Source organism: Brevundimonas sp. AVps4 (genome assembly GCF_058681525.1).
This window is the reverse complement of record NZ_CM178741.1, coordinates 702,135-727,832: the sequence shown is the minus strand read 5'-3', so window position 1 is coordinate 727,832 and position 25,698 is coordinate 702,135. Positions and strand designations below refer to the sequence as shown.

Below are 25,698 nucleotides of genomic sequence, written 5' to 3'. Positions count from 1 at the left end.
GCCGCGGGGTCACAGCACGCCGGCGACCAGGCCGAGGGCCTTCGCCTCCTGAGCCTCGATGTACCAGTTCTCCGGCGCGCGCCGAAGCACCTCGTCCATGGTGACGGCGCTGCCGCGCACCAGGTTCTCGAACCCTTCGTTCTGGATGGCGATGGAGTGCTCAAGTTCGTTCAGCATCGCCTTGACCGAGGCGATGCAGGTGGTCAGCGGCCCGGCGATGTGGAGCGTCTTGTCCATCTTTCGCTCATGGATCATCACCCGAGCGCCGCGCGTCAGATAGCGGTTTTCCACCGCAAAAAAGCTCATGAAGGTCGCGCCGGCCGAATAGATGGCGGCCTTGCCCAGAAAGACCAGACGGCGCGCCGGGTTGATGTCGCTCTGAAACCGCACGTCCTCGCCCATCATTCGCGCCACCTCCGGATCGCCGCCCAGGGTGGACAGTTCGATCACCACCAGGCCGCTGTCGGGCGCCTGGGTCAGTCGGTCGCGGAACCGGTCGTACATGGCGTAGTCTACGGCGCCGGCCAGAAGGATGCGCGGGGTGTCGAAGGCCGAGGCGTCGAGCGGACCCGAGGGGGCGGCGCCGATCATCGCGCGTCCTGGATGTCGGCGTCGTCCACCGGATAGCCTTCGGACGAGGCCCAGGACTTGGCTTCGTCCAGCGAGAAGAAGGCCCGGTTTCGCAGACGGCGCGCGCCCTGGTCGTCGATCAGTTCGCACTCATACCACCGGATGGTCCGCCGGTCGGAGGTTCTGCAGGTCCGCGTGAAGACGAGGGCGTGGGGGATCATGGCGCTGAAACGGCGACGGCCCACGCCTGTTCCGTCTGTGTAGGCGTTTTTCCTTTAAGGTCAGTATATTGCATAGGCTGAGGCAAAGACGGCGCCGCCACTCGGCGCCGGAGCATTTGCGCCGCGCCGCCCCTTGGCTTAAGCGCCCGGCATGACCGACGCCCCTCCTCGCCCCCTCGCCCGCAATCCACGCGGCTTCGCCGACAAGCGCGGCCGCGACCTGACCGCCGAACGCCGCATCGTGGCGCGCGTGTCGGAAGTGTATGAGCGCTGGGGCTTCGAGCCGCTGGAGACGCCGGCCTTCGAATACGCCGACGCCCTGGGCAAGTTCCTGCCTGACGCCGACCGGCCCAATGAGGGGGTGTTCGCCCTTCAGGACGATGCGGGTTCGGACCAGCCGGGCGAATGGATGGCCCTGCGTTACGACCACACCGCCCCCCTGGCCCGGTTCGCCGCCCAGACCTGGGAGACCCTGCCCAAGCCGTTCCGCCGCTACGCCTATGGGCCGGTGTGGCGAAACGAAAAGCCGGGTCCGGGCCGGTTCCGCGAGTTCTGGCAGTGCGACGCCGACACCGTCGGCTCGGACCGGCCCGAGGCCGACGCCGAGATCATCGCCATGGCCTGCGAAGGCCTGGGCGCCGCCGGCCTGGACGCGGGCCAGGCCCAGATCCGCGTCTCAAACAGAAAACTGTTCGACGGCCTGTTCGACGCGGGGGGCGTGACCGACGCGGGTCAGCGTCTGACGGCCCTTCGCGCCATCGACAAGTTCGACCGGCTGGGCTGGGAAGGCGTGGTTCAGCTGCTGGGCGAAGGGCGACTGGACGAGTCCGGCGACTACACCAAGGGCGCGCGGCTGCCCCCAAAGGTCACGGGCGCAATCGAGGCCTTTCTGGCGTCCGCCAACACGCCCGGCCTGTCCCGGGCGGCGACCTTGGAGGCCGTAGCCCGGTCCGGCGACCTGGGGGCGGCGGGCGATGCGGCGCTGAGCGAACTGGCGGCGATCGACCGGGCGCTGAACGCCATGTCGGTGGGCCAGAACGCCGTGAAGTTCGACCCCACCATCGTGCGGGGCCTTGAGTATTACACCGGCGCCGTCTTCGAGGCGGAGCTGTTGCTGGAGACGACCGACGACAAGGGGCGGCCGGTGCGATTCGGCTCCATCGGCGGCGGCGGCCGCTATGACGACCTGGTCGCGCGCTTCACCGGCCAGAGCACCCCGGCGACCGGCTTCTCCTTCGGGGTCTCGCGCCTCGCCTCCGCCCTGCGCGCGGCCGGACGCGGCGCGGAGGACGCCGTGCGCGGGCCGGTCGTGGTCATCGTCTTCTCCGAAGAGGACATGGCCCACTATCTGACGGCCGTCGCCGAACTGCGCGGCGCGGGGATCGCGGCCGAACTCTATCTGGGACGGGCCGGGATGAAGGCCCAGATGAAATACGCCGACCGCCGCGGATCGCCTGCGGTCGTCATCCTGGGCGGGGACGAGATCGCCGCCGGCGAGGTCACGATCAAGGACCTGGACGCCGGGCGCGCCGCCGCCGCCGCCATCGCCGACAATGACGCCTGGAAGGCGCAACGGCCGGGGCAGATGCGTGTCGCCCGAACGGCACTGGTCGGCGCCCTTCGAGCCATTATCGAATAAGCTTCGATAAATAACTCTGAGCAGGGTGAGTTATCGACGATAAGTCGAAGAAAGTTCGATTCCGTCCGAGAAGCCCGTTGACGACCTCGGGGGGGTTGCGTCAAATGAACTCACTCGAGGGCAAGCGTTGCTCAAGCGCGCAGCACTCGAAGGCGTTTCGGGGAGGAAACGTCCGCTCTTTAAAGAGCGCGAAAGCCCGCTGCGATGTATCCCCCGCAGCGGGCTTTTTCGCGTCTTGAGTCCAGGCCGACATCGAAAATTTGCAGAAACTGTCGCGGCCATCGACCAATTTTCAGTCTGATGTGTCCAAGGGCTCATGAAAAAAGGCCGGGGCGAACCCCGGCCTTTTCCCGTTTTGCGATCCGGCGACCTACCAGATGCGGACGCGCTCTTCCGGCGTCAGATAGTATTTCGTCCCCGGCTGGACGTCGAAGGCGTCGTACCAGGCGTCGACGTTGCGCAGCGGGCCGATGACCCGGAACTGGGCGGCCGAGTGGGGATCGGTGGCGACCTGCTGCTTCAGGGCCTCGTCGCGATATTTCGACTGCCAGACCTGGGCCCAGCCGTAGAAGAAGCGCTGGTCGCCGGTCGTGCCGTCCAGCACCGGGGCCGGCTGGCCGTTCAGCGACAGGTGATAGGCTTCAAGACCCACGGCCACGCCCGAGGCGTCGCCGATGTTCTCGCCCATCGTCAGGCCCGGATTGATCTTATAGCCGGCGATCGGCTCATAGGTAGCGTACTGGGCGCCCAGACGGGCGGTCAGGGCTTCGAAATTGGCCTTGTCCTCGGCCGTCCACCAGTTGCGCAGCACGCCGTCGCCGTCGGACTTGGAGCCCTGGTCGTCGAAGCCGTGGCCGATCTCGTGGCCGATCACCCCGCCGATGCCGCCGTAGTTGACCGCCGGATCGCCGTTCGGATCGAAGAAGGGCGGCTGCAGGATGGCGGCCGGGAAGACGATCTCGTTATTGGCCGAGTTATAGTAGGCGTTGACCGTCTGAGGCGTCATGCCCCACTCGGACTTGTCGACCGGCTCGTCCAGGCGGGCCAGATCGTAGTTCCATTCGAACAGGCCGCGACGCTCGGCGTTGCCGACCAGGTCGTCGGCGCGGATCTCGAGACCCGAATAGTCGCGCCACTTGTCGGGATAGCCGATCTTGACGGTGAATTTGCGCAGCTTCTCCTGCGCGGCCGCCTTGGTCTCGTCGCCCATCCAGGTCAGGTTGTCGATCCGGTGCGACAGGGCCGTGCGCAGATTTGCGACCAGCTCTTCCATCTTGGCCTTGGATTCGGCCGGGAAGTACTGGGCGACATAGAGCCGGCCCGTCGCCTCGCCCAGCGAACCCTCGGCGAAGGAGATGGCCCGCTTCTCGCGGGTGCGCTGCTCGGGCTGGCCCGACAGGTCGCGGGCGCGGAAGCCCCACTGGGCGTCCGAGAACCGCTTGGACAGCAGGGGCGCCATGTCGTCGGCGGTGTGGAAGGCTTCCCAGGCCTGGAGCAGTTCGACCGGCGTCTCGGCGTAGATGGCCGCGATCTTGGGCATGGCCGTGTCCTGACGCACGATCAGGCGCGGAACGCCGCCCAGCTTGGCCGCGTCGAAATAGGACTGCCAGGCGAAGCCCGGCGCGTCTTCAGCCAAGCGAGCGATGGTGTATTCGTTGTAGGTGCGGTCGCGGTTGCGGTTCTCGACCGGGCTCCAGTGGGCCTCGGCGATCTTGGTCTCCAGGGCGACGATCTGGGCGGCGGTCTCGGTCGGATTGGCCCAGCCGATCATGCCCAGCATGTCGGCGACATAGGCCTGGTACTTCTCTTTCTTGTCGGCGTAGCGGGCGTCCAGATAATAGTCGCGGTTCGGCAGGCCGATGCCCGACTGACCGGTGGAGACGACGTAGCGCGTCGGCTGTTTGGCGTCGATGGTGATGCCGCTGCCGAAGAAGGAGCCGCCGAAACGGCCGACCGTCTGGCCCATGTAGACGGCCATCTTCTCATGACTGTCGGCGGCGCGGATGGCGGCCAGATAGGGCTGCAGCGGCTGGGCGTCCAGCTGTTCGATCCGCGCCTCGTCGATGTAGGAGCGATAGGCGTCAGCCACCTTGGCCTCGTCGGAGCCGGGCGTCAGATCGGTGCGCGCGGCCAGGCCCAGCACCAGCTCCTTCATCCGGTTGTCGGACAGTTCGCGCAGCAGGGCGAAGGAGCCGTAGCTGGTGCGGTCCGATGGGATGACGATCTTGTCGATCGCGGTCCCGTTGGCGTAGCGGAAGAAGTCGTCGCCCGGCTTCACCGAGGTGTCGCGGCCGGCCATGTCGAAGCCCCAGGTCCCGTACTTGGGCGCCTGGGTTCCCTGCCAGCCCGCCGCGGTCTCTTCGCCCGAGAAGAGCGAGACGACGGAGCAGGTTTCGTCCAGGCAGGCGTGGTCGTGATCGACGTCCTGGGCCAGGGCGGCGGCCGGCAGCAGAAGGGCGCCGACCGCGGTCCCGATAAGCAGTCTTTTCATCACTCTATCCTCGGTTCCACCCCCCACGGGCGGGTCGGAGCGGACCCTAGACCCGACGCGGGGCCTGTCGCCTTAAAAAAAGTTCATGAAAGCGCCGCGACCTCTCGCCACAGGCGCCGGTTCCGGGTCACATGCCGGCAGAGCTCGGAGGGCGAATGCAGACGCACGGCGGCGACTATAAGGATCTGGTGGTGTTTCTGGCGGCCGCCGGGGTCATGGTGCCCCTGGTCAATCGTCTGAAGATCAGCCCCGTCCTGGGTTTCCTGGCCGCAGGGGTGGTGCTGGGCCCCGACGGCCTGGCGCGCTTCGCCGACCGGCTGCCCTGGTTGTCCTATTTCACCATCAGCGACCCCGGCCAGCTGGCCCAGCTGTCGGAGCTGGGAGTCGCCTTCCTGCTGTTCATGATCGGGCTGGAGCTGTCGTGGGAACGGCTGCGGGCCCTGCGACGGCTGGTGTTCGGCCTGGGGCTGATGCAGGTGGCGGCCTGCACCCTGGTGCTGGCGGGCCTGTTCATGCTGCTCGGCCAAAGCCTGGTCAGCGCGGCCGTCCTGGGCATGGGCCTGGCCCTGTCGTCGACGGCGGTGGTGATGCCGGTTCTGGCCGAGGGCGGACGGTTGAAGACCAGTGTCGGCCGATTCACCTTCGCCGTCCTGCTGGCTCAGGACCTGGCCGTGGCCCCCATTCTGATCACCGTCAGCGTGATGGCGGCCCTGGCCCAGGGCGGGGGAACGCTGGACCCCGCCGTCCTGGGCCGCGCCCTGTTCACCCTGGTCCCGGCGGCGATGGGCCTGGGCCTTCTGGTGCTGCTGGGCCGGGTGGTGCTGCGGCCCATGTTCCGGTCGGTGGCGCGGGCGCGCAAGGCGGCCCAGGGCGGGGAGCTGTTCGTCGCCGCCAGCCTGCTGGTGGTGGTGGGCGCCGGCCTGGCGGCCCAGGCGGTCGGCCTGTCGATGAGCATCGGCGCCCTGGTCGCGGGGGTGCTGCTGGCCGAGACCGAGTTCCGGCGCGAGGTGGAGGTGTCGATCGAACCCTTCAAGGGCCTGTTGCTGGGGGTCTTCTTCGTCGGGGTTGGGCTGGGGCTGGACCTGGGCGCGGTGGCGGCCGATCCGGTCCTGCTGTTCGGCCTGGCCCTGGCCGTCACAGTGGTCAAGACCGGCGTCATCTTCGCCCTGGCCCGGCTGTGGGGCATGGGCGCCCGGCCCGCCCTGGAGACGGCCCTGGTGCTGGCGCCGGCGGGCGAGTTCGCCTTCGTCGTCTTCGCCACCGGCATGGTGGAGGGCATCGCCCCGCCCGCCCTGACCAGCACAGTGGCCCTGTCGGCGACCCTGAGCATCTTCTCCATCCCGCTTCTGGCCCTGCTGGGCCAGAGGCTGTCGCGCGCCAAGGCCCCCGACCGCCCGACCACGCCAGAGGGCGCCGCGCCGCCGGAACAGGCGGACGGGGCGGTGATCGTCGTCGGCTTCGGTCGCGTCGGCCGCCTGATCGGCGAATTGCTGAAGGCGCACGACCAGCCCTTCATCGCCCTGGACACGGACGCTGCGGCCGTGGCGGCGGGGCGTCGGGACGGGTTCGACGTCTTCTACGGCGACGCCGGCCGGCCCGAAATGCTGTCCCATTGCGGGGTTCAGACCACCCGCGCCCTGATCGTCACCATGGACGCGCCGGGCAAGGTCGATGAGGTGGTGACGGCGGCCCGCGCCCTGCGCGAGGATCTGATCCTGATCGCCCGAGCGCGCGACGATCAGCATGCGGCGCGCCTTTACGCCCTGGGGGTTACGGACGCCGTGCCGGAGACGACCGAGGCCAGTTTGCAGCTGGCTGAGAACACCCTGGTCGATCTGGGCGTGCCCATGGGCCGCGTCCTGGTCTCCATCCATGAGAAGCGCGAACAATTCCGCAGAGCCTTCCAGGCCGCCATGCCCGCAGGAGGACGCAGTAGAACCACCCGCGCGTTGAGAATGTCCCAAATCAATACAGCCAAGCTTGAAAGTTAACCTTGAATATTTTCTCGCCTCACAGGAGAAAAATCGGCCGACCCATTTTCGTCATGGTTCCGTGATGCAAGCCGTCCCTCAGTATCGCGCCGATGACGAGGTCCGGGCCGCAACGCCTCTCTCGTCAGCTCAAGGCGCTTCACCCAAAGTCAACTCGGACCGCCTAGGCGCATCCGAAATTGCGTAGAGTTCAACCTGATTTCATGACCGAATCCGCCCTATCGACCGAAGCTGCGCCCCGCCTGAACCGTCGTCAGGCGGCCAAGGTGCGGACCCGCCAGAAGGTTTTGGACGCCGCCCGCTCCCTGTTCGCTGAGCGGGGCTATGAACCCGCCACCATCCGCGACATCGCCAAGGGCGCGGGCATGTCGACCGGCGCGGTCTTCGCCAACTTCCAGGACAAGGCCGAGCTGTTCGAGGCGGTCCTGACCGAGGACATGTCGCGCCTGGCCGAGGTGGTCGAGGCCGGGGCGCCCGAGGGCGAGCCGGTCCGCCAGCGTCTGCTGGGCGCGCTGAGCGCCGGCTATCATTCGTCGCTGGAGCATCTGCCCCTGTTCCAGGCCATCGTCGCCCGATCCTGGTTCCAGCCCCTGGCGGCCGAGATGCGCGCCCGGGCCGCGACCAAGAAGCTGCTGCTGACCATCGGCGATATTCTTCAGGAGGCGGTCGCCAAGGGCGAGCTGCGCCAGGACGCCGATCTGCGCCTGTTGGTCGAGCTGATCTGGGACGCCTATCTGTCCAACTATCGCCGCGCCGCCTATGACGAATGGGACGCAGCCGCCCTGTCGGACCATATGGGCAAGCAGATCGACGTCATCCTGGCCGGGGCCCTGTCGGCCAAATAGGCCGCCTTTCCCTTTTCAGAGCGCCCTTCAGGCCCGCCCGCGCCCGTCGCCGGCGGGCCTTCGTCCGTCTGGGGCCGGGCCTCGCATCGGACCGAGAAAAAACAGTCCGATGAGTCCCATCGGTCCGACGCCGCGGTCGCGGTTTCGGACATCGAAAAAGACTGTCCGATGTGTCCGACGCCCTTTGTTTTCAAAGCGGATTTTTGGCGCATCGTATCGGACAGTCCGATGGGCGTCCGGCGGGCGGGAGGTGGAGAGACGTCCAGAGCCGCACAATGTCAAAGACCGGGCCGCAAGCCTGACACGGTTTCGAGGGGCGCCGGGTCGAGGCCGCCCGTGAGAGCCTGTCCCTTGAAAAGCCAGGACCTTGTCTTTGAACTTGCGAGGATCGACCCTCAGCCGCGGCGTTTCAGGGTGACGTAGAAGGCGCCGTCGCCGCCGTGGCGCCGATGGGCCGAGGTGAAGCCCGAGACCACGCCGCGCAGGGCCGGCGACTGCATCCATTCGGCGAAGGAGGCGCGGATGACCCCGCCGCCCAGCCGCCCCTGGCCGGTGATGACCAGGACCGCCCGCAGGCCCCGCGCCTGGCAGCCGGTCAGAAAGGCCCGAAGCTGGTCCTCGGCCTCGAACCGGCCGAAGCCGTGCAGGTCGATCCGGGCCTCGATCGGATCGCGCTCGCGCGACAGCCGCTGTTTGCGGCGGGGCTCCAGATCCTCGGGCGCGGGCCGGAGGCGAGAGGGCGCGGGGCGAACCGGGAGGCGGGGCTCGGACGTGGGCTCGGTGCGGGCGAACCGCGCCGGAGAGGTCTTGGCCGGGGGCTTTTCCGCGCGCGACAGAGGGCGGTCCGAGGTCGGGGCGATCAGATGGGCCGGCGCCTCGGCGCCGGGCGTGACCCGCGCGGCCTTGCGCGTTCGGGGCGGCGAGACCGTGCCGGTGATGCGGTTCCAGATGCGACGGTCCTCGGGCGTCAGGCCGTTCTCGTCCCGGCCGGAACCCTTGCGCCTCATGCCGCTTCGTCGTCCTCGATAGGGTCGGCGGGACCGGGTTCATGGGCGAGGAGATCGCCCGGCTGGCAGTTCAGTTCACGGCACAGGGCGTCCAGGGTCGAAAACCGCACCGCCCGCGCCTTGCCCGTCTTCAGGACCGACAGATTGGCCACCGTGACCCCCACCCGGTCGGCCAGCTCGGTCAGCGACATGCGGCGTTCGACAAGGACGCGATCAAGCTGGACGCGGATGGCCATGGGGAAGTCCTAGCGGAAACGGTTCAGATCGTCAGTTCGGATTCGCGGCGCAGCCGCGCGCCCTCGCGAAAGACCTCCGCAAGGACGAAGACGATCAGGACGGAAAACACCGGGGTCAGCAGTTCGCCCAGCCCTTGCGGGTCCATGACGCCGGGCGCCAGGCGGGCGGCGACGAAGCCCTGGGCCAGCCAGACCCCGCCGGTGACCAGGGCCAGGATCAGGCCGATCTGGCGCAGGCGGCGCACATTGGCCGGATGAAAGGGGTCGCCCATGATCAGAGTACGGAAGATGAGGCGCAGGCTGCGCAGAATCAGCATGAAGCCGCCGAAATATGCGGTGGCCGCCCCCAGGCCGAACAGCAGAAGCAGCCGGGTCAGGGGCAGTTGGCGGCCGCCGGTCTCGCCGCTGACGGTGATGTTCACATTGTCCAGCGGGATGAAGACGGCCGCGATCAGCAGCAGAAGAAGAAGGCCGGTGACCAGCCAGAGCAGGACATAGGCCACGTCCAGGGCCACCTTCAGCACGCTGGAGACCGAACCCGGTCCCAGGGCGCGAAACGGGGCGGTGATCGGGGCCCACAGCTGCGGCGTGCGCCCCTCGCCTCGCTTCAGCAGATGGGGCAGGGGCAGGCGCATGGTCGGTCGGTGCTCAGGCCGGAAGGAAGGACGCGGCGGCTGCGCGGGGTCCGGCGAACCCGCACGCAGCCCTATACATCGCGATCTTCGTCAAGGTCGTCAAAGCTCTCGTGATCGATAAGGACTGGACTTGAGGTCGATCAAAAGGCTTGGACCAGGATGGCGACCAGGGCGGTCGGCAGGGCGGCGATCAGAACCGTGTTGACGAAGGCGGCGCCGACCTTGTCCAGTAGCAGCGAGAGGTTCATCGTATGCATAATGTGTCTCCGTTTTTCCTGTTGGGCGATCATCGCCCGTTTTAAGTTTTTTCCGCATGATCCTTCCGGTTATGTCCGGCGTCTTGAACGTTGCGGCCCCGTTCCTGACGATCAATAGATAGGCCGTGTCCTGCGGAAAATCACGTTACATATCGTTTAACGATATTGAACTTTGGCAATAGACTGTTTCAGGACCGTGATCGGCAATGAGTCTCAAGCTTTTCAAGGGGATGCGTATCGTCCTCGCCACCCACAATCCGGGCAAGGTTCCCGAGATCGCCGCCCTGCTGGGCGAAGATTACGAGATCCTCACGGCGGGGCAGCTGAATCTGCCTGAACCCGAGGAGACAGAGACCACCTTCGCCGGCAACGCCCTGCTGAAGGCGCGGCAGGCGGCCGATCGGTCGGGCGAGGTCGCCTTGGCCGACGATTCGGGCCTGTCGGTCGCGGCCCTGGACGGGGCGCCGGGCATCTATTCCGCCCGCTGGGCCGGTCCGGGCAAGGATTTCGCCGTGGCGATGAAGAAGGTCGAGGAAAGGCTGGAGGAGATCCAGGCTGCGGACATGAGCGCCTGGTTCACCTCGGCCCTGGCGGTGGCCTGGCCTGACGGGCCCAGCGTGGTGGTCGAGGGAGTGGTGCGGGGTCGGTTGAGCTTTCCGCCGCGCGGCGACCGGGGCTTCGGCTATGATCCGATCTTCATTCCGGACGAGGCGCCTGATGACGCAAGCGGCCTGACCTTCGGGGAGATGGAGCCTGAGGCCAAGGAGGCGATCAGCCACCGCACCCGCGCCTTCGCCAAGCTGAGAGCCGCCCTGATTGACTGATCCCGCCCAGACCTGGGTCGATCCCGGATCAGACGTCGGCCTCTATGTCCACTGGCCCTATTGTGCGCGCATCTGCCCCTATTGCGACTTCAACGTGGTGCGCGACCGGGGGCGGGTCGAGGAACAGGGGCGGCTGGTGGAGGCGATCCTGGCCGATCTGCGGGCGCAGCGCGCCCTGACCGGGCCGCGCCGGCTGGCCTCGGTCTTCTTCGGCGGGGGGACGCCGTCGCTGATGGCGCCGGACGCCGTGGCGCGGATCATCGATCAGGCCCGCGACCTGTTCCCGCCGTCAGGGCCGATCGAGATTTCGCTGGAGGCCAATCCGACCGATGCGGAGGCGGCCCGGTTCGACGCCCTGGCCCAGGCCGGGATCAATCGGCTGTCCATGGGGGTGCAGGCCCTGGACGACGCCGCCCTACGGTTTCTGGGGCGCGACCATTCGGCGGCCGAGGCGCGGCGCGCGGTCGCCCTGGCCGGACGCGCCTTTGACCGGCTGTCCATCGACCTGATCTACGCCCGGCCGGGCCAGACGCCCGCCGACTGGGCGACGGAGCTGGGCGCGGCCCTGAACATGGGGTTCGAGCACGTCTCGCCCTATCAGCTGACGCTCGAGCCGACGACGGCCTTCGGCCGGGCCCTGGCGCGCGGAACCCTGGTTCCGCCGGACGAGGAGACGGCCGCCGCCCTGTATGAGGCCACCCAGGCGGTGCTGGAGGCCGCCGGTTTCGACACCTATGAGGTGTCCAACCATGCGCGGGGCGTGGCGGCCCGGTCGGCCCATAATCTGCATGTCTGGCGCGGCGGGGACTATCTGGGCCTGGGGCCGGGGGCGCATGGGCGACTGACCCTGGACGGCGTTCGCACCGCAACCGTCGCCCATCGCCGCATCGGCGACTATGCGGCAGGGGTTCAGGCGGGCGCCCCCTGGGCCGAGGTCGAACGGCTGGACGCCGCCGGGGCGGCGGAGGAGCGGCTGCTGCTGGGGCTAAGGACGGTGGAGGGAGCGCCGGTCCGCCTGCTGGCGGACCTGGGCCTGTCGCCCGAGGCGGGACCGACTGCGGACCTGATCGCCGACGGCTTTCTTGCGGTCATGGACGGGCGGCTGGTCGCCACCCCGCGCGGGCGGCCGGTGCTGGACGGGGTGCTGAAGGCCCTGCTGACCTGAGGTCGCGCCTCAGTCCAGGGTCGCGCCGGTGGTGCGCATGATCTCGGCCCGCAGCTCGGGCAGGCCCAGCCCCTTTTCGGACGAGGTCAGGGCCACCACGGGGAAGGCGGCGGGGCGTTTGGAGATGGCCTTAAGCGTGGCCTCCTGCATCCGCTCGCCCTCGCCCTTCTTCAGCTTGTCGGCCTTGGTCAGGACGATCTGATAGGAGACGGCGGCCAGATCCAGGGCGTCCAGCGCCTCGGCGTCCACGCTCTTCAGCCCATGGCGGCTGTCGATCAGCAGATAGACCCGTTTCAGGGTGACCCGGCCGCGCAGGTAATCGCGCCCCAGGTCCTGGAACTTCTTGACCGTGGTCTTGGACGCCTTGGCCCAGCCGTAGCCGGGCAGGTCGACCAGCCGCAGCCGACCGTCCAGATCGAAGAAGTTGACCTCGCGCGTCCGGCCCGGCTCGTTGGAGGCTCTGGCCAGCTTGTGCATGCCGACCAGGCCGTTGATCAGGCTGGACTTGCCGACGTTGGAGCGGCCCGCAAAGGCGATCTCGGGCAGGTCCGGATCGGGCAGTTGCTCGATCTTGGCCGCCCCCATGACGAAGGTCGCCGGCCGCGCGAACAGAATCCGTGCGGCCTCGATCTCTTCGGGGCTGAACTCGGTTTCCTCGATCACGCGGGCGTTTTCTTGAAACGGGCGATGAAGTCGTCGATCGGGTTCTCGGCCTTGTAGCGGTGCATGATGACATACTGCTGCAGGATGGTCAGGATGTTGGACCAGGCCCAATAGACCAGCAGGCCCGCCGCAAAGGGCGCCATGATGAAGGTGAAGACCAGGGGCATGAACTGGAAGATCTGGCGCTGAACCGGATCGGCCGCCGGCGGGTTCATCGCCGTCTGCAGCCACATGGTCAGGCCGTAGGCGACCGCCAGCAGACCGATGCCCAGAGGCCCGACCAGCAGCCCGCCCAGGAGCGGCAGGGTCGCCGGATCCCAGGGGATCAGGCCGAACAGGTTCCACACCACCGAGGGATCGCGCGCCGACAGGTCGTGGATGAAGCCCAGGAACGGCTGGTGGCGCATTTCGATGGTGACCGTCAGCACCTTGTACAGGGCGTAGAAGACCGGAATCTGGAGCAGAAGCGGAAGACAGCCGGCGACCGGATTGATCTTCTCCTTCTGGTACAGGGCCATGGTCTCCTGCTGCTGCTTCTGCGGATCGTCTTTGAACTTCTTCTTGATCTCCTCCATCTTGGGCTGGAGGTTCCGCATCTTGGACATCGAGGCGTAGGCGTTGTTGGCCAGGGGGAACATCACCAGTTTGACGATGACGGTCAGGGCCAGGATGGCGACGCCGAAGCTGCCGACCAGGCCGTAGACATTCTCCAGGATCCAGAAGATCGGGCGTGTCAGGAACCAGAACATGCCCCAGTCGATCGCATAGACGAAGCGCGGCAGGTTGAGGTTGGTCTCATAGGTCTTCAGCACCTCGGCCCGCTTGACGCCGGCGAACAGGCGCTGGGTCTCGGTGGCGGTTCCGCCGGGCTGGATGGTGCGGGTCGCGCCCAGGACGTTGGCTTCCAGCTGCGGCTGGCCGCCCGGAACCTCGCGGACCCGGAATTCGGTTTCGACCGCCTCGTCCTGCTGCGGCAGCAGGGCCGCCAGCCAGTATTTGTCGGTGATGCCCAGCCAGCCGCCGGTCGAGGCGTTCTCGATCCGCGGCTCCTTCAGCCAGTCCTTGTACTTCTTCTGCTCGGTCCGGTAGTCGCCCGGCTTGCCGAAGGTACCGATGGCGCCTTCGTGGACGATGTGGGACGAGCCGGCCAGCGGCGGGACGCCCTGGCGCTGGACGCTGCCGTAGGGGGCGATGGTGATGGCCTGGGTTCCCAGGTTCTGGACCGTGTCCTTGATCGAGAAGACGTAGCGGTCATCGACCGAGACCACGCGGGTGAAGCGCAGACCCTGCCCATTGTCCCAGGTCAGGGTGATCGGCGAGGTGGGGGTCAAGGTCGAACCGGCCGTCAGGCGCCAGACGGTGTTGGGACCAGGCACGCCGCCGGCCACATTGGGGCCGGTCCAGCCGAACTGGGCGAAATAGGCGTTCTGCATCCCCTGGGGGCGGAACAGTTCGACCGGCTCAGGCTTGTCCTGGACCTCCTTGTAGTCGGTCAGGAACAGGTCGTCGATCCGACCGCCCTGGAGCGACAGCGAGCCCTTCAGGGTGCCGGACTGGATCGGCACGCGCGCGGCGGTGCTCAGCGCCTGGCGGCGATCGGTGACGAAGACCGGCCCCTGGGGGCTCAGCGCCGTGCGAGCGGCGTTCTCGGCCGTCTGAGACTGTTCGGCCTGGGCCTGCTGCTGGACGGCGCGGCGCTCGGCCTGGGGCCGCAGCACGGCGAACCAATAGACCCCCAGGATCAGGGCCGAGCACACGATGAAGAGGATCGTGTTGCGCGAGTTCTCGTTTTTCATGGATTCGGGCGGTCCTGGCCGGAGGGGGCGGGGGCGGGCGAAGGCCGGTCGGCCCCCCGATCGTTTCTCGGTGTCGCCAGCCTTGTAAGCGTCGATTTCACATCGTCAAGCAGACGGTCCCACGCCCGCTCGGTCGTGCCCATGCGGGCGATGAAGACATAGTCGCTTCCGGGCACGCCATATTGGGGCAGCATGGCCCGCGCGGCCTCGCGCAGGCGGCGTTTGGCGCGGTTCCTGACCACCGCCCCGCCGATCTTGCGCGTGGCGGTGAAGCCCAGGCCGACGTGCGGCGAACCGTCGCCGCGATCCAGCCTCTGGATCACCACCCCGCCGCGCGCTTCGGAAACGCCTTTGGCGGCCGCCAGAAACTGGGGCCGCCGCAACAGACGTTTGATCTGTAAAGGGTCGCTCATGCGTCCTTGGCTCCGGACGCGAGAGCCGCTTACGCCGTCAGGCGCTTGCGGCCCTTGGCGCGACGGCGCGCAACAATCTTCTGGCCGTTCTTGGTGGCCATCCGGCTGCGGAAGCCGTGACGGCGCTTGCGCACGAGTCGCGACGGCTGATAGGTCCGCTTCACGGTCGGCTCCTGACGTTAAAAGGTTGGGCGACGGGGCAAGAGGCGTCCGTCGCAGGAAGGGCGGGCGTATAAGTCGCATGACCGCGCGAGTCAACGCTCGGTCGGCAATTCGGGAATGACGAGCGTATGGCGAAACGAACGGCGAAGGACTGGGCCCTGCGGTTGGCGCCGCTGGCGGTCATCGCCGGCCTGGTGGTCGTTTTCTTCGCCCTGGGCTGGAACCGCTATCTGTCGATGGACCTGATCCGCGAGCACGGGCTGAACCTTCGGGCCTATGCCCAGGCCCATTGGTGGATCGCCCTGGCCGCCTTCGTCGCCGTCTACGCCGTGGCCACCGCCTCGACCATTCCCGGCCCGGTCTTCCTGACCCTGCTGGGCGGCATGATGTTCGGCCCCTATGTGGGCGCCCTGGCCCAGGCGAGCGGGGCCACCATAGGCTCGGTCGTCATCTATTCCGTCTATCGCACCTCGATCGGCACCTGGCTGCGCGCCAAGTTCGAGGCCGACGCCGGCTTCATGGATCGGGTGGCCAAGGGCATCGACCGCAACGCCTTCACCACCCTGTTCACCCTGCGCGTGATCCCCAGCGTGCCCTTCGTCCTGGTCAACGCCACGGCGGGCATGATGGCGGTGCCGCTGCGGCCCTATGTGATCGCCACCTTCATCGGCCTGCTGCCCTCCACCTTTATCTACACCTGGATCGGATCCCAGCTGGGCGACCTGCTGCGGGCCGGGGTGCGGCCGGATCTGCCGATGCTGTTGCGCCAGTTCTTCTGGCCGCTGATGGGGGTGGTCTTCCTGTCCCTGCTGCTGCCCATCGGCATCAAGCTGGTCCAGATGATCCGCGCCCGACGCGCGGAGGCCGCCCCGGCATGAGCGCGCTGTTCGACAAGGCGGCGGCGGCGCTGAAACTGTCGCCCGAAGCGGTAGAGACCTGGCGCGAGCGCTTGCGGCCCCGCGCGCCCGACGGCCTGTCGGCGCGGCTGCTGCTGCTGACCGTGGCCTTCACCCTGGCGGTCGAAGCCCTGATCATGGGGCCGAACCTGGCCGCCTTCCACGAGCGCTGGCTGCGCGACCGGCTGCAAGCGGCCGAACTGGCCTCGGTCGGGGTCGAGGCCCTGCCCTATAGCGCGGTCGAGGACGACACGGCGGCCGAGCTGATGCGGATCGGCGGCGTCCAGGCCGTGGCCCTGACCGAACAGGGGGTGCGGCGGCTGCTGCTCCAGGCCCCCAATCTGCCGCGGGCCCCCGAACTGATCGACCTGCGCCAGCAGAACAGCTGGGCACGGCTGACCGACCCCTGGCGCACCCTGTTCGGCCATCCGGACCGGTCGCTGCGCGTCCAGGCCAAGCCCCGCTATCGCTCGGGCGACTTCATCGAGATCGTCACCCCGGCCCAGCCGCTGAAACTGGAGCTGAAATCCTTCCTGCTCAACAGCCTGCTGGTGTCCCTGCTGGTGTCCCTGACGGCGGGGGCCCTGCTCTACGGCGGTCTGGCCCTGCTGGTGCTGCGGCCCCTGCGGCGCGTCACCCGGTCGATGGAGCGATTCGCCGCCGATCCCGAGAGCGAGGCCGAGGCGCCGTCCGACCGGCATGACGAAATCGGCCGAGTCGAGCGCGAGCTGTCGCGGATGCAGGAGGAGGTCCGTCAATCCTTGCGTTCGCGCGCCCGCCTGGTCGCCCTGGGCGAGGCGGTGGCCAAGATCAACCACGACCTGCGCAACATGCTGACCTCGGCCCAGATGGCGTCCGAACGGCTGGCGACCTCGGCGGATCCGCAGGTGGCCAAGGCCCTGCCTCGACTGGAGCGGGCGCTGAGCCGGGCCGCAAGCCTGTCGCGCAATGTGCTGGAGTATGGCCGCAGCGAGGAGCCCGCGCCCCAGAAGACCCGCGTGGTCCTGACCAAGGCCCTGACCCTGGCGGCCGAGGACGCGGGGCTGGAACCGGACGGCGTGCGGCTGGTCAAGCAACTGCCGGCCCGGTTCGCGGTCGAGGCCGATCCGGACCAGCTCTATCGCATTCTGGTCAATCTGATGCGCAACGCCCGTCAGGCCATCGAGGCCGACGCGGGCCGACCGCCCGAGCGGCGCGGTCGGGGGACGATCACGGTCAGCGCCTTCGGCGAGGACCGGCTGTGCGTCATCCGCATCGCCGACGACGGGCCGGGCATTCCGCCGCGCCTGGCGGAGCGGCTGTTCGAACCCTTCGTCAGTTCCAAAAGTTCCGATGGATCGGGCCTGGGCCTGACCATATCCCGCGAACTGGCGGCCCTGCACGGCGGCGACCTGAGGCTGGTCCCCGGCGAAGGCGCCAATGAGGGAAGCGGCGCCGTGTTCGAGCTGCGCCTGCCGGCGTGAAGCGTAGAGTGAGACCACCCAAAAGCAGAACTTTCTCGTTGCAACTCCAGATCTTGAACCTAATATTCACAAATAGCGGCGAGGCAGGAGCAGGAAAATATGTCCGAAGTTAGCAAAAATTCTTACATCACCCCCGAAGACATAATAGCCTGCATTGAATTTCTACTTGGCCGTACGCCTGACGATGATCTGGTCAAACATCATCTTTCACTAGGCTTCAAGGATAGATTTGAACTAGGCCGTTACATTATTTCGACATCTGAATTTCGATCGCATCATCTGAACGCACAATTTTCCCCGATATTCCTTGGGGACCGCGTAATGGCGATGACCCACCGAGGGGAAGTGATCTACCTTGTCCCCGGAGACTTAGATCTTACCCCCGCCATATTGAAAAGCGGCCGCTATGAAGTTCATGTCGAGCAGGCGATTCTGTCATGCCTTCAATCAGGAGACACGGTCGTCGATATCGGCGCGAACGTCGGATACCATACGATGGCGATCGCAGGCGCCTACGGCAGGAGCTGTAAAATCCATGCTTTCGAAGCCAACCCTGCGATCATCCCGCTGCTTCGCGCATCGCTGTTCGTGAACGGATACTCATCTTTTCGAGGCGTGGGACAGGTGGATCTTCATCCAGTAGCGGTCGCGGACAAGCCGGGCCAAATCGCACTCCAAGCGGCTCCCGGCCACTTCGGAAGTGGCCACATTGTTACAGCCAGAGCCGATTCGGACTTCGGAGAGGCCTATTCCGAAAGAACGGCCGTCGACGCCGTACGATTGGATGACGTGTTAGCCACAGTCCCGTCAGTTGATTTCCTTCATATGGATATCGAGGGAGCCGAACCGTTGGCAATCGCTGGCGCCCGGCGAATTTTGGAACGGTCGCCGAGAATCCGCATCTTGACAGAATGGTCGACCTCGATGATGTCGACGCTCGCCGACATAAATGAATATGTCCAAGATTTGAGTGCTCTAGGTTTTCGTTTCTGGAAAGTCGACGCCGCTGGATTTGCTCCAGTTCCGGTCAGCGACGTTTTAAACCTTGGCCACTGTGATATGCTGATCTCTCGTCAAGATCTACCATAACTAACGCGACACAGATCAATCCGGGCTTCCAGATGGGAGCGATCATGTTTTAGTCAAGTCCGTCGGTCGTGACTACATAGCGCCAATTTTCAATTAGCGCGCGCGCCGCCAGCTCATCCTGCACCAGATGCCAGCGCCGCAGCCGTTCATAGTCGATGGCGTGCTCGGGCGAGGCGTCCAGCCAGTGGCGGAAATCCTCGATCTGCAGCCGCGCGTTCGGCGCGGCCGGATCGGGCAGGGCGGGTACGTTCGGCAGTTGACGCGCGACGTCGGCGGGGATCGGATAGTCTCCGGACGAGGTGCTTAGGATCATGAGGTCTGCTCGGTGTCGGGCTGGGCGATCGGAACGACCGCGACCATGACGTGAAGCGGCCCCGCGCGCCACCTTTTCGTCACGACTGCGTTATTGCGGATCGACGCCGTTACGGCGAAGGTCGGGCGACGAGCCTTGAGCGAAGGATAGCTGCATGACCATCCGAATGTCCCTGTTCGGCGCCCTGCTGGCGACGATCGCCCTGACCGGCGCGGCTCAGGCCCGGACGGCGCCGCAGACGGCCCCGGATCCCTATAGCGCGCCGGACCCCTATCGCGATCAGCGCGCCCTGCCCGACCCCCAGGACCCCGCCGCGCGCGAGGCGCTGCTGCGGGCGAAGGGCGAAGCCTACCACCGGGCTGAGGATTCCAGACAGACCGAGGAAGAATTGCGTCTCACCCGAGCGCTGAACGACGAGATCGCCGCCCAGAACGCCCTGGCCGACAAGGCGGACGAGGCCGCCCGGCTGGACTATGACGCCGCCGTGGCCCGTCATCAGATCGAGGTGCGTCAAGCCGAGGAACAGGCGCGAGCCGCGGCCGAGGCGACCCGGGCGGCCCAGGACCAGTACGACCGCGACTATGCGGCCTGGCGCGAACAGGTGCGGCTGTGCCAGTCGGGCTTCCGCGAGGCCTGCACGGCCCGACCCGCCTGGGTCAGGCCGCAGCCGTAGCCAACCGGGCTCAGCCCGCGACCAGGCTCATGTCGCGGCGGGCCATCATCCGGTCGAACTCGGTCCAGACGCCGTCCGAACCGTGCCAATTGCCCTGCGTCGCGGCCTTCGAATATTCGGTGGCGCGGGCCTCGAAGAAGTTGGCGTGTTCGACGCCCGACAGCAGGGCCTGCAGCCAGGGCAGCGGGTTTTCCTTGACCCCATAGACCTCGGGCAGCTTCAGCTGACGCAGGCGCCAGTCGGCGATGAAGCGGATGTACTGTTTGATGTCGTCGGGGGTCATGCCCTCGACCGCGCCCATTTCGAAGGCCAGGTCGATGAACTTGTCCTCCATCTTCACCACCGTCTTGCAGCAGTCGACGATGTCGTCGGCCACGGCCTTGGTGACGGCGCCCGTCTCCTTGTTGAAGGCGTGATAGAGCTTGATGATGCCCTCGCAGTGCAGGCTCTCGTCGCGCACCGACCAGGAGACGATCTGGCCCATCCCCTTCATCTTGTTCATGCGCGGGAAGTTCATCAGCATGGCGAAGGAGGCGAACAGCTGAACCCCTTCTGAGAAGCCGCCGAACATGGCCAGGGTCCGGCAGATGTCGGCGTCCGAATCCACGCCGAACTGGCCCATATAGTCGTGCTTGTCCCGCATGGCCTCATATTCCATGAAGGCGCCGAACTCGCTCTCGGGCATGCCGATGGTCTCGAGCAGCAGGGCGTAGGCCGCGATATGGATGGTCTCCATATTGCCGAAGGCGGCCAGCATCATCTTCACCTCGGTCGGTTTGAACACCCGGCCGTAGCGTTCCATGTAGTTGTCCTGAACCTCGATGTCCGCCTGGGTGAAGAAGCGGAAGATCTGGGTCAGCAGATTGCGTTCATTGTCGTTCAGGGTCGAGGCCCAGTCCTTGACGTCCTCGCCCAGCGGCACCTCTTCCGGCATCCAGTGGACCTGCTGCTGCTTCTTCCACATGTCGAAGGCCCACGGATAGCGGAACGGCTTGTAGGCGACGGAGGGCGTCAGAAGACCGGCGCGGTCGGGGCGGATGATCGGGGTGATGGCGTTCATCGAACTGGACCTGAGAGAGCGATTCCGGAGAGGCCAGCACCATGCGACTCAGCGCGCCCGGCGCCAAGTCGGAAATCATCTATGTTGCGATCACATTTTGTCCTACCGCTACATCTTGTGTGCGGCGGTTAAGAAGCTGGGGACGGCCCTGGGGATGGGCGCCCCGCCTTAGGCGGCCTGGGCGTCGTCCCGACGGTCAGACGCCGCAGCCAGGGCGGCGTCGATCGCCGCATAGAGGGCCGCCTGGGTGATGGGCTTGGCCAGATGACCGTCCATGCCGGCGGCCAGGCAGCGGGCGGCGTCTTCGGGCATGGCCTCGGCGGTGACGGCCAGGACGGCGACGTCGGCGGCCGGTCCAGCCAGACTGCGGATGGCGCGGGTGGCGGCGATCCCGTCCATGACCGGCATGCGGACGTCCATCAGGACTAGGTCGAAGGCGCCGGCCGCGACGGCCTCCACCGCCTCGGCGCCGTCACACGCCTCGGCCGTGTCGCAGTCGGCCGCCTCCAGCATGACTCGCATCAGATTGCGGTTCAGGGGATGGTCGTCAACGACGAGGATCCGCATGCGCCGCGCCTCCAACGGCTGGGGGGCGTCGCTCTGAACGATTTCGACCGGCTCGGCTGGGATTTCGACGGTGAAGGTCGTTCCCATGCCGGGCGCGCTCTCCACCGAAATGGTTCCGCCCAGTCGGTCCACATGGCTCTTGGCCAGGGCCAGACCCACTCCCGCGCCCTGATGCGCCCGGCTGGTGGTGGCGTCCGCCTGCTGGAACAGGGAGAAGACGCCGCAGAGCACCTCATCCGTCATGCCGCAGCCGGTGTCGTGAATTTGCACGCGGAGATGATCGCCCCGTCGGTCCGCCACGACCCGCACGCCGCCCAGGCCGGTGAATTTCACGGCGTTGGCGCTGAGATGGTGCAGAATCTGGCGCAGACGCCGGCCGTCGGTCCAGACCCCGCCCTGGGCCTCGGGGGCGATGCTGACGGTGAAGTCCAGGCCGCGAACATTCGCCCACTCCCGCGACGGCGCGACCGCCTCTTCGATCAAGGCGGGGATGTCGGTCGGTTTCAGCGCCACCTCGGCCCCGCCGTGGGACACCTCCAGCAGATCCTCAATCAGGCGCAGCATGGCCTCGCCGCACTGTTTGATCGCCTCGACCTGACGGCGCCCCTCGTCGTCCAGCCCAGGACGTCGGGCCAGAAGGTCGGCATATCCGGTGACGCCGGTCAGAGGCGTGCGCATCTCATGGCTCATCATGGCCAGGAAGCGGGACTTGGCCTGATCGGCCGTCTCGGCCCGTTTGACGGCGGCTAGGGCGGCCTCGGTGCGCACGCCCAATCGCGTCATCAGCCGCCGCCGCTCGGTCGATAAAGTGGTGATCGGCAGGGCGGTGACGACCAGAGTCAGAAGAAACAGATGCAGGACGCTCATCTGCCGCATGACGGTCGGGACCGTGTCCAGAACCGGGTCAGGCTGAAGGCGCGTCAGGGTGACGGGGCCGTGACCCGTCACGGTGGCGCCCACGGCGATGACCGTAACCCACAGAACCGCCCCTGCGGTCCAGGGCGGAGACAGTCGGAAGGCCAGCAGGATCAGAGGCGGCAGGATCATGAACAGGATCGGCGCCTGGTTCTGGCCGAAGGCCCAGACCACGGCGGCGGTCACAAGAACCATCAGGAGCACGAATTCAGCGGGTCGGGCCTGGGCGTCGGAGCGGAAGCGGTGACTGCGCGCCACCAGCAACAGGGTCGGCGTGACGATCATCATCGCCAGCAGTTCCATGTCGAAGAGGTGCCGCATCCGAAAGCCTAGGCTTTCCAACGGCGGTCCGCTAACGACGACGGCGACAAGGCCGGCCAGGAGGGTGGTGAAGGCGACGGAGGGCGCCGCAGCGATCAGGGCGAACCGCAGCAGCCGTTTCGGACGACGCATGTCCAGGGCGGCGCCGCAGAAGCGACGGATCAGCAGGGTGGCGACGATCACCTGGGTCATGTTGAAGGCGACGTTGGTGACCGCGATCACGGCGGCGTCGCCGCGTATGATGTTGCTGACCAGATTGATCAGGGCGCACCCGACCAGAACCCCCAGGGCCTTGTAACGCGACAACTGCAGGACGGCGGCCAGCAACACCGCATTAGCCGGCCACATCACCTTGGCGTCCAGCGCGGCCACGCTCCACAGCCCCAGAAGCTGGGAGGCGACGAACAAAAGCAGATAGACGGAGGGCGGGGGACCCGCCTCCTGTCCGGCGTCATGGCGGAAGAACCGCCAGCGCCCGCGCCGCATGGATGTCGTCAGACCGACCATGCTTCACCCGTGAATGAATATCCTAAGAATACGGTTTTGCGACGCCTAGGTAGAATTGCGGAGAAGGGGCGCAGGAACCGCCGTTGCGGGCCGCCGTTCCACTGCCCTCGCCATTCCAGGGCCCGCCATGTCCGACGTCATCGCCGAACCGACCTTCGAGCCGCCGCCGGACGCCCTGGCCTTCTATGAGGAAAGCCTGGGCCTGCTGAAGGAAAGCGGCATACCGTTTCTGCTGTCGGGCACCTACGCCGTCACCGCCTATACGGGGGTGCGCCGCCCGACCAAGGATCTGGACGTCTTCTGCAAGCCCGGCGACTATCCCCGCATTCTCGCCTATTTCCAGAAGCGCGGCTATCGCACCGACGTCGAGGACGAACGCTGGATCGCCAAGGTCTGGAAGGACGACCGACATTTCTTCGACGTCATCTTCGCCATGTCGAACGGCGCCATCGCCGTGTCGGACAGCTGGTTCGGCGGGGATGTGATCCGGGTCTATGGCCATGAGGTGCGGATCACCCCGCCCACGGCCCTGATCCTGTCCAAGGTCTTCATCCAGGACCGCTATCGTTACGACGGGGCGGATGTGAACCACGTCATTCTGAAACAGTCCGACGCCGTGGACTGGAAGAGCCTGCTGGACCAGATGGACCTCTATTGGGAGGTGCTGGCCGCCCATCTGCTGAACTTCCGCTTCGCCTATCCGACCGAGCGCGACCGGGTGCCGCGCTGGCTGATGGAAGAGCTGACCGAACGGCTGGCGGCCCAAATCGACCTGCCGCCCCCGCGGGTGAAGGTGTGCCGCGGCCGTCTTCTGAGCCCGCGCGACTATGTGATCGACGTCGCCGAATGGGGCTTCGGCGACGTGGTCGGCAAGGGGCTGGAAGAACGCCACGATCCCGTGACCTGAGCCCCCGCTGGAGAGCGACCCATGACCGACGCCCCCCAACCCCCTTCCTCCGCGCCTTCCCCCGCCTCTGGACAGACGCCCCAGCCGGGACTGGAGCCGGGACCGGCCAAGAAGATGCGCGTCGCCGCCGTGGGCGATCTGCACGTCGGCGAGGACGCGCGCCGCCCCTATCGCGATCTGTTCGAACGTGTGTCGGAGGAGGCCGACGTGCTGTGCCTGTGCGGCGATCTGGTCAACTACGGCAAGACGGCCGAGGTGGAGCGGCTGCTGGAGGATCTGCGGCTGTGCCGCATTCCGATGGTGGGCGTTCTGGGCAATCACGAACACGAATGCGGCCAGCCCGATCAGGTCGCCAGGATGCTGGCGGACGCCGGGGTCCGCATGCTGACCGGCCAGGCCTATGAGATCGACGGAGTGGGCTTCGCCGGGGGGAAGGGGTTCGTCGGCGGCTTCGGCCGCTATATGTTGAGCGCCTTCGGCGAGGCGGCGGTCAAGACCTTCGTCCAGGAGGCGGTCGAGGACGCCAATCTGATCGAAAACTCCATCCGCATGCTGCGTACCGAGCGGTCGGTCGTCCTGCTGCACTATGCGCCCGTGGTCGAGACGGTGATGGGCGAGCCGCCCGAAATCCACGCCTTCCTGGGCTCGTCGCGCCTGGCCGAAACCATCGACCGATACGACAACATCAGCCTGGTGGCGCACGGCCACGCCCATCGCGGCGGGCCGGAGGGGCGCACCAATCGGGGCGTGCCCGTCTATAACGTGGCTCTGCCGGTGTTGCGGTCTCTGGGGGAAAAGCCGTATCGGGTGTTTGAAGTCTGAGCCTCACAGGCGACGGCCTCGTCCCTGCGGCGATCCCGCCGCCTCCAGCCCAAAGGTCCATGGCCATGCGTCTTCTGTCCTCCGTCGCGGCCCTGGCCGTTTTGACCCTCGCCGCCCCGGCGCTGGCCGCCGCCCAAGCCGCTGCGCCTGCCCCTGCACAGGCCCAAGCGGAGACCCAAGCGGAGGCCCAGAGCCCGGAAGAGGCGGCCCTGGAGGCCAAGGCTGAGGCCTTTGAGGCCGATCTGGAGCAGATGAACACCGAGCTCGAGGCGATTCTGGGCGACGCCACGAAGGACGCCGCCGCCAAGACGGCCGCCGCCTACGCCGTGATCGACCGGCACGCGCCGGGGATGAACGCCTTCGCCGCAGAGGTGGAGGCCTTTTTCAAGGCCGAGGCCGAAAAGCCCGAAAACGCCGCGCGCAAGACGGAGCTTCTCACGGCGTCGACGGCGGCCGGCCAGTCGATCCGCGCCATTCCCGAACAGTTCCGCGAGGGTGTCCAGCAAGCCGTAGCCGGTAAGACCGAGCCGGCGCCTGCGGCCCAATAGTCGCCTTACCGCGATTTCACTTGAGACGGGGCGGCTGACGGCGGAGTTTGCGCGGGTCATTCAAAGGGAGATTTCCCATGATCCGCCTGCTCAGCCTGACCGCCGCCCTGGCCCTGTCGCCCCTGTCCTGCGCATTCGCCGGCGCCTTGGCCTCCCCTCAGGAAGACCGGGCCGAGGCCGCCGAGTCGAAGGCTGAAGCCCGTCTGGAGACGGCGGCCGCCGCCTTCGAGGCGCGGATGGAGGCCTTCGGCAAGCGCGCCGAAGCGATTTCCGAAGACGAGAGCCTGGACGAGGCCGTGCGCGGCCAAAGGATCGCCGCCCTCTGGTCCGAATATGCGCCGGACGTGGCCGCCTTCACCGCCGAGGCCACGCGCCACGCCTCCGAGGCGGCGGCCGAGGCCTTGAAGGACATCGACGTCGACGCCCTGGTTCAGGAGGCGCTGAACGATCCCGAGGTGAAACAGGCGATGGAGCAGGGTCTGGCGGCCGGAACCGGCATCGCCCGCAACAGCGCCTGGACCAATCCCGATCCCGAACAGATGGAGACCTATGGGCTGATCGCCCAATATGCGCTGGACCAGGCCCAAGACGCCGTGCTGACCGAGGCGGACGAAGCGCCGGAAGAGGCCGAAGCGCCCGAGGCCCCCGAGGCGCCTGAACCGCCCGCCCCGCCCAAGGCGCCTCGCGCGCGATAGGACGCAA

At 67.0% G+C, this 25,698-nt stretch carries 26 protein-coding genes; 13 read left to right on the top strand and 13 right to left on the bottom strand.

From position 1 onward, the window contains the following. Nucleotides 1-9: 9 nt before the first annotated feature. Nucleotides 10-591 carry a peptidase S14 gene (locus ACW178_RS03545; protein WP_152949359.1) on the bottom strand — a complete coding sequence of 194 codons (582 nt, stop codon included), beginning with the start codon at nucleotides 589-591 and terminating at the stop codon, nucleotides 10-12. Then, on the bottom strand, nucleotides 588-815 hold the full coding sequence (locus ACW178_RS03540) for a hypothetical protein (protein WP_224761157.1): 228 nt from the start codon (nucleotides 813-815) through the stop codon (nucleotides 588-590). The genes ACW178_RS03545 and ACW178_RS03540 overlap by 4 nt, the downstream gene beginning before the upstream one ends. Before the next feature lie 127 nt (nucleotides 816-942). Between ACW178_RS03540 and hisS the strand changes: the two genes are divergently transcribed. After that, nucleotides 943-2,430, top strand: coding sequence for a histidine--tRNA ligase (gene hisS, locus ACW178_RS03535; protein ID WP_287105252.1), 1,488 nt, complete (start codon nucleotides 943-945; stop codon nucleotides 2,428-2,430). 370 nt (nucleotides 2,431-2,800) lie between these two features. Here hisS and ACW178_RS03530 read toward each other — a convergent pair whose 3' ends face one another. Then, complete coding sequence (locus ACW178_RS03530) at nucleotides 2,801-4,921, bottom strand: M13 family metallopeptidase (protein ID WP_492024866.1); 2,121 nt, start codon at nucleotides 4,919-4,921, stop codon at nucleotides 2,801-2,803. Between the two features lie 155 nt (nucleotides 4,922-5,076). On the opposite strand from ACW178_RS03530, the gene ACW178_RS03525 reads away from it, so the two are divergent. Both ACW178_RS03525 and ACW178_RS03520 read left to right on the top strand, forming a co-directional pair. Beyond that, nucleotides 5,077-6,912 carry a cation:proton antiporter domain-containing protein gene (locus ACW178_RS03525; RefSeq protein ID WP_287105251.1) on the top strand — a complete coding sequence of 612 codons (1,836 nt, stop codon included), beginning with the start codon at nucleotides 5,077-5,079 and terminating at the stop codon, nucleotides 6,910-6,912. A 203-nt stretch (nucleotides 6,913-7,115) separates the two neighbouring features. Continuing rightward, nucleotides 7,116-7,757 carry a TetR/AcrR family transcriptional regulator gene (locus ACW178_RS03520; RefSeq protein ID WP_054764542.1) on the top strand — a complete coding sequence of 214 codons (642 nt, stop codon included), beginning with the start codon at nucleotides 7,116-7,118 and terminating at the stop codon, nucleotides 7,755-7,757. 395 nt (nucleotides 7,758-8,152) lie between these two features. On the opposite strand, the gene ACW178_RS03515 is transcribed toward ACW178_RS03520, so the two are convergent. The 3 genes from ACW178_RS03515 to ACW178_RS03505 are packed head-to-tail and all read right to left on the bottom strand — an operon-like array spanning nucleotide 8,153 to nucleotide 9,635. Then, nucleotides 8,153-8,764 (bottom strand): Smr/MutS family protein, encoded by a 612-nt coding sequence (locus tag ACW178_RS03515; protein WP_287105249.1) that lies wholly within the window; start codon nucleotides 8,762-8,764, stop codon nucleotides 8,153-8,155. Continuing rightward, entirely contained in the window at nucleotides 8,761-9,000 is a 240-nt protein-coding gene (locus ACW178_RS03510) for a helix-turn-helix domain-containing protein (RefSeq protein ID WP_152949355.1), read from the bottom strand. Before ACW178_RS03510 ends, ACW178_RS03515 begins: the two co-directional genes overlap by 4 nt. 23 nt (nucleotides 9,001-9,023) lie before the next feature. Beyond that, nucleotides 9,024-9,635 (bottom strand): DUF2975 domain-containing protein, encoded by a 612-nt coding sequence (locus ACW178_RS03505; protein ID WP_054764539.1) that lies wholly within the window; start codon nucleotides 9,633-9,635, stop codon nucleotides 9,024-9,026. 463 nt (nucleotides 9,636-10,098) lie between these two features. Here ACW178_RS03505 and rdgB point away from each other — a divergent pair, with 463 nt between their 5' ends. Then, the gene (rdgB, locus tag ACW178_RS03500) at nucleotides 10,099-10,716 is read left to right on the top strand and encodes an RdgB/HAM1 family non-canonical purine NTP pyrophosphatase (protein WP_287105248.1); all 618 of its coding nucleotides are present in this window, start codon (nucleotides 10,099-10,101) and stop codon (nucleotides 10,714-10,716) included. After that, nucleotides 10,709-11,881 (top strand): radical SAM family heme chaperone HemW, encoded by a 1,173-nt coding sequence (gene hemW, locus ACW178_RS03495; protein ID WP_191558501.1) that lies wholly within the window; start codon nucleotides 10,709-10,711, stop codon nucleotides 11,879-11,881. Before rdgB ends, hemW begins: the two co-directional genes overlap by 8 nt. 9 nt (nucleotides 11,882-11,890) lie before the next feature. Here hemW and yihA read toward each other — a convergent pair whose 3' ends face one another. The 4 genes from yihA to rpmH are packed head-to-tail and all read right to left on the bottom strand — an operon-like array spanning nucleotide 11,891 to nucleotide 14,917. Then, nucleotides 11,891-12,544, bottom strand: a complete 654-nt coding sequence (gene yihA / locus ACW178_RS03490) for a ribosome biogenesis GTP-binding protein YihA/YsxC (protein WP_191558502.1) — start codon at nucleotides 12,542-12,544, stop codon at nucleotides 11,891-11,893. Then, a complete protein-coding gene (gene yidC, locus ACW178_RS03485; protein WP_191558503.1) occupies nucleotides 12,541-14,340 on the bottom strand; it encodes a membrane protein insertase YidC in 1,800 nt (599 codons plus the stop codon). Before yidC ends, yihA begins: the two co-directional genes overlap by 4 nt. Continuing rightward, nucleotides 14,337-14,753, bottom strand: a complete 417-nt coding sequence (rnpA, locus tag ACW178_RS03480) for a ribonuclease P protein component (protein ID WP_054764534.1) — start codon at nucleotides 14,751-14,753, stop codon at nucleotides 14,337-14,339. The genes yidC and rnpA overlap by 4 nt, the downstream gene beginning before the upstream one ends. A 29-nt stretch (nucleotides 14,754-14,782) precedes the next feature. Beyond that, on the bottom strand, nucleotides 14,783-14,917 hold the full coding sequence (gene rpmH / locus ACW178_RS03475) for a 50S ribosomal protein L34 (RefSeq protein ID WP_003164000.1): 135 nt from the start codon (nucleotides 14,915-14,917) through the stop codon (nucleotides 14,783-14,785). A 126-nt stretch (nucleotides 14,918-15,043) separates the two neighbouring features. Between rpmH and ACW178_RS03470 the strand changes: the two genes are divergently transcribed. The 3 genes from ACW178_RS03470 to ACW178_RS03460 all read left to right on the top strand — a co-directional run bounded on the left by ACW178_RS03470 (nucleotide 15,044) and on the right by ACW178_RS03460 (nucleotide 18,363). Further along, a complete protein-coding gene (locus tag ACW178_RS03470; protein ID WP_492024865.1) occupies nucleotides 15,044-15,793 on the top strand; it encodes a TVP38/TMEM64 family protein in 750 nt (249 codons plus the stop codon). Then, nucleotides 15,790-17,274, top strand: a complete 1,485-nt coding sequence (locus ACW178_RS03465; protein WP_492024864.1) for a sensor histidine kinase — start codon at nucleotides 15,790-15,792, stop codon at nucleotides 17,272-17,274. Before ACW178_RS03470 ends, ACW178_RS03465 begins: the two co-directional genes overlap by 4 nt. A gap of 99 nt (nucleotides 17,275-17,373) precedes the next feature. After that, complete coding sequence (locus tag ACW178_RS03460) at nucleotides 17,374-18,363, top strand: FkbM family methyltransferase (RefSeq protein WP_492024863.1); 990 nt, start codon at nucleotides 17,374-17,376, stop codon at nucleotides 18,361-18,363. A 49-nt stretch (nucleotides 18,364-18,412) separates the two neighbouring features. Here the strand turns inward: ACW178_RS03460 and ACW178_RS03455 are convergent, their stop codons facing one another. After that, complete coding sequence (locus tag ACW178_RS03455) at nucleotides 18,413-18,676, bottom strand: hypothetical protein (RefSeq protein ID WP_492024862.1); 264 nt, start codon at nucleotides 18,674-18,676, stop codon at nucleotides 18,413-18,415. Between the two features lie 154 nt (nucleotides 18,677-18,830). Between ACW178_RS03455 and ACW178_RS03450 the strand changes: the two genes are divergently transcribed. Next, nucleotides 18,831-19,349: a hypothetical protein gene (locus ACW178_RS03450; RefSeq protein WP_492024861.1), complete on the top strand. Its 519-nt coding sequence runs from the start codon at nucleotides 18,831-18,833 to the stop codon at nucleotides 19,347-19,349. Between the two features lie 10 nt (nucleotides 19,350-19,359). On the opposite strand, the gene ACW178_RS03445 is transcribed toward ACW178_RS03450, so the two are convergent. Beyond that, nucleotides 19,360-20,409 (bottom strand): ribonucleotide-diphosphate reductase subunit beta, encoded by a 1,050-nt coding sequence (locus tag ACW178_RS03445; protein WP_492024860.1) that lies wholly within the window; start codon nucleotides 20,407-20,409, stop codon nucleotides 19,360-19,362. Between the two features lie 168 nt (nucleotides 20,410-20,577). Then, nucleotides 20,578-22,719 carry a hybrid sensor histidine kinase/response regulator gene (locus ACW178_RS03440; protein ID WP_492024859.1) on the bottom strand — a complete coding sequence of 714 codons (2,142 nt, stop codon included), beginning with the start codon at nucleotides 22,717-22,719 and terminating at the stop codon, nucleotides 20,578-20,580. 127 nt (nucleotides 22,720-22,846) lie between these two features. Here ACW178_RS03440 and ACW178_RS03435 point away from each other — a divergent pair, with 127 nt between their 5' ends. The 4 genes from ACW178_RS03435 to ACW178_RS03420 all read left to right on the top strand — a co-directional run bounded on the left by ACW178_RS03435 (nucleotide 22,847) and on the right by ACW178_RS03420 (nucleotide 25,691). Next, entirely contained in the window at nucleotides 22,847-23,626 is a 780-nt protein-coding gene (locus ACW178_RS03435) for a nucleotidyltransferase family protein (protein ID WP_054764530.1), read from the top strand. 21 nt (nucleotides 23,627-23,647) lie between these two features. Further along, nucleotides 23,648-24,448: a metallophosphoesterase family protein gene (locus tag ACW178_RS03430; protein ID WP_492024858.1), complete on the top strand. Its 801-nt coding sequence runs from the start codon at nucleotides 23,648-23,650 to the stop codon at nucleotides 24,446-24,448. A 65-nt stretch (nucleotides 24,449-24,513) separates the two neighbouring features. Then, nucleotides 24,514-24,996 (top strand): translation initiation factor IF-2, encoded by a 483-nt coding sequence (locus ACW178_RS03425; RefSeq protein WP_152949346.1) that lies wholly within the window; start codon nucleotides 24,514-24,516, stop codon nucleotides 24,994-24,996. Nucleotides 24,997-25,073: 77 nt separating this feature from the next. After that, complete coding sequence (locus tag ACW178_RS03420; protein ID WP_152949345.1) at nucleotides 25,074-25,691, top strand: hypothetical protein; 618 nt, start codon at nucleotides 25,074-25,076, stop codon at nucleotides 25,689-25,691. The last annotated feature ends 7 nt before the right edge of the window (nucleotides 25,692-25,698 follow it).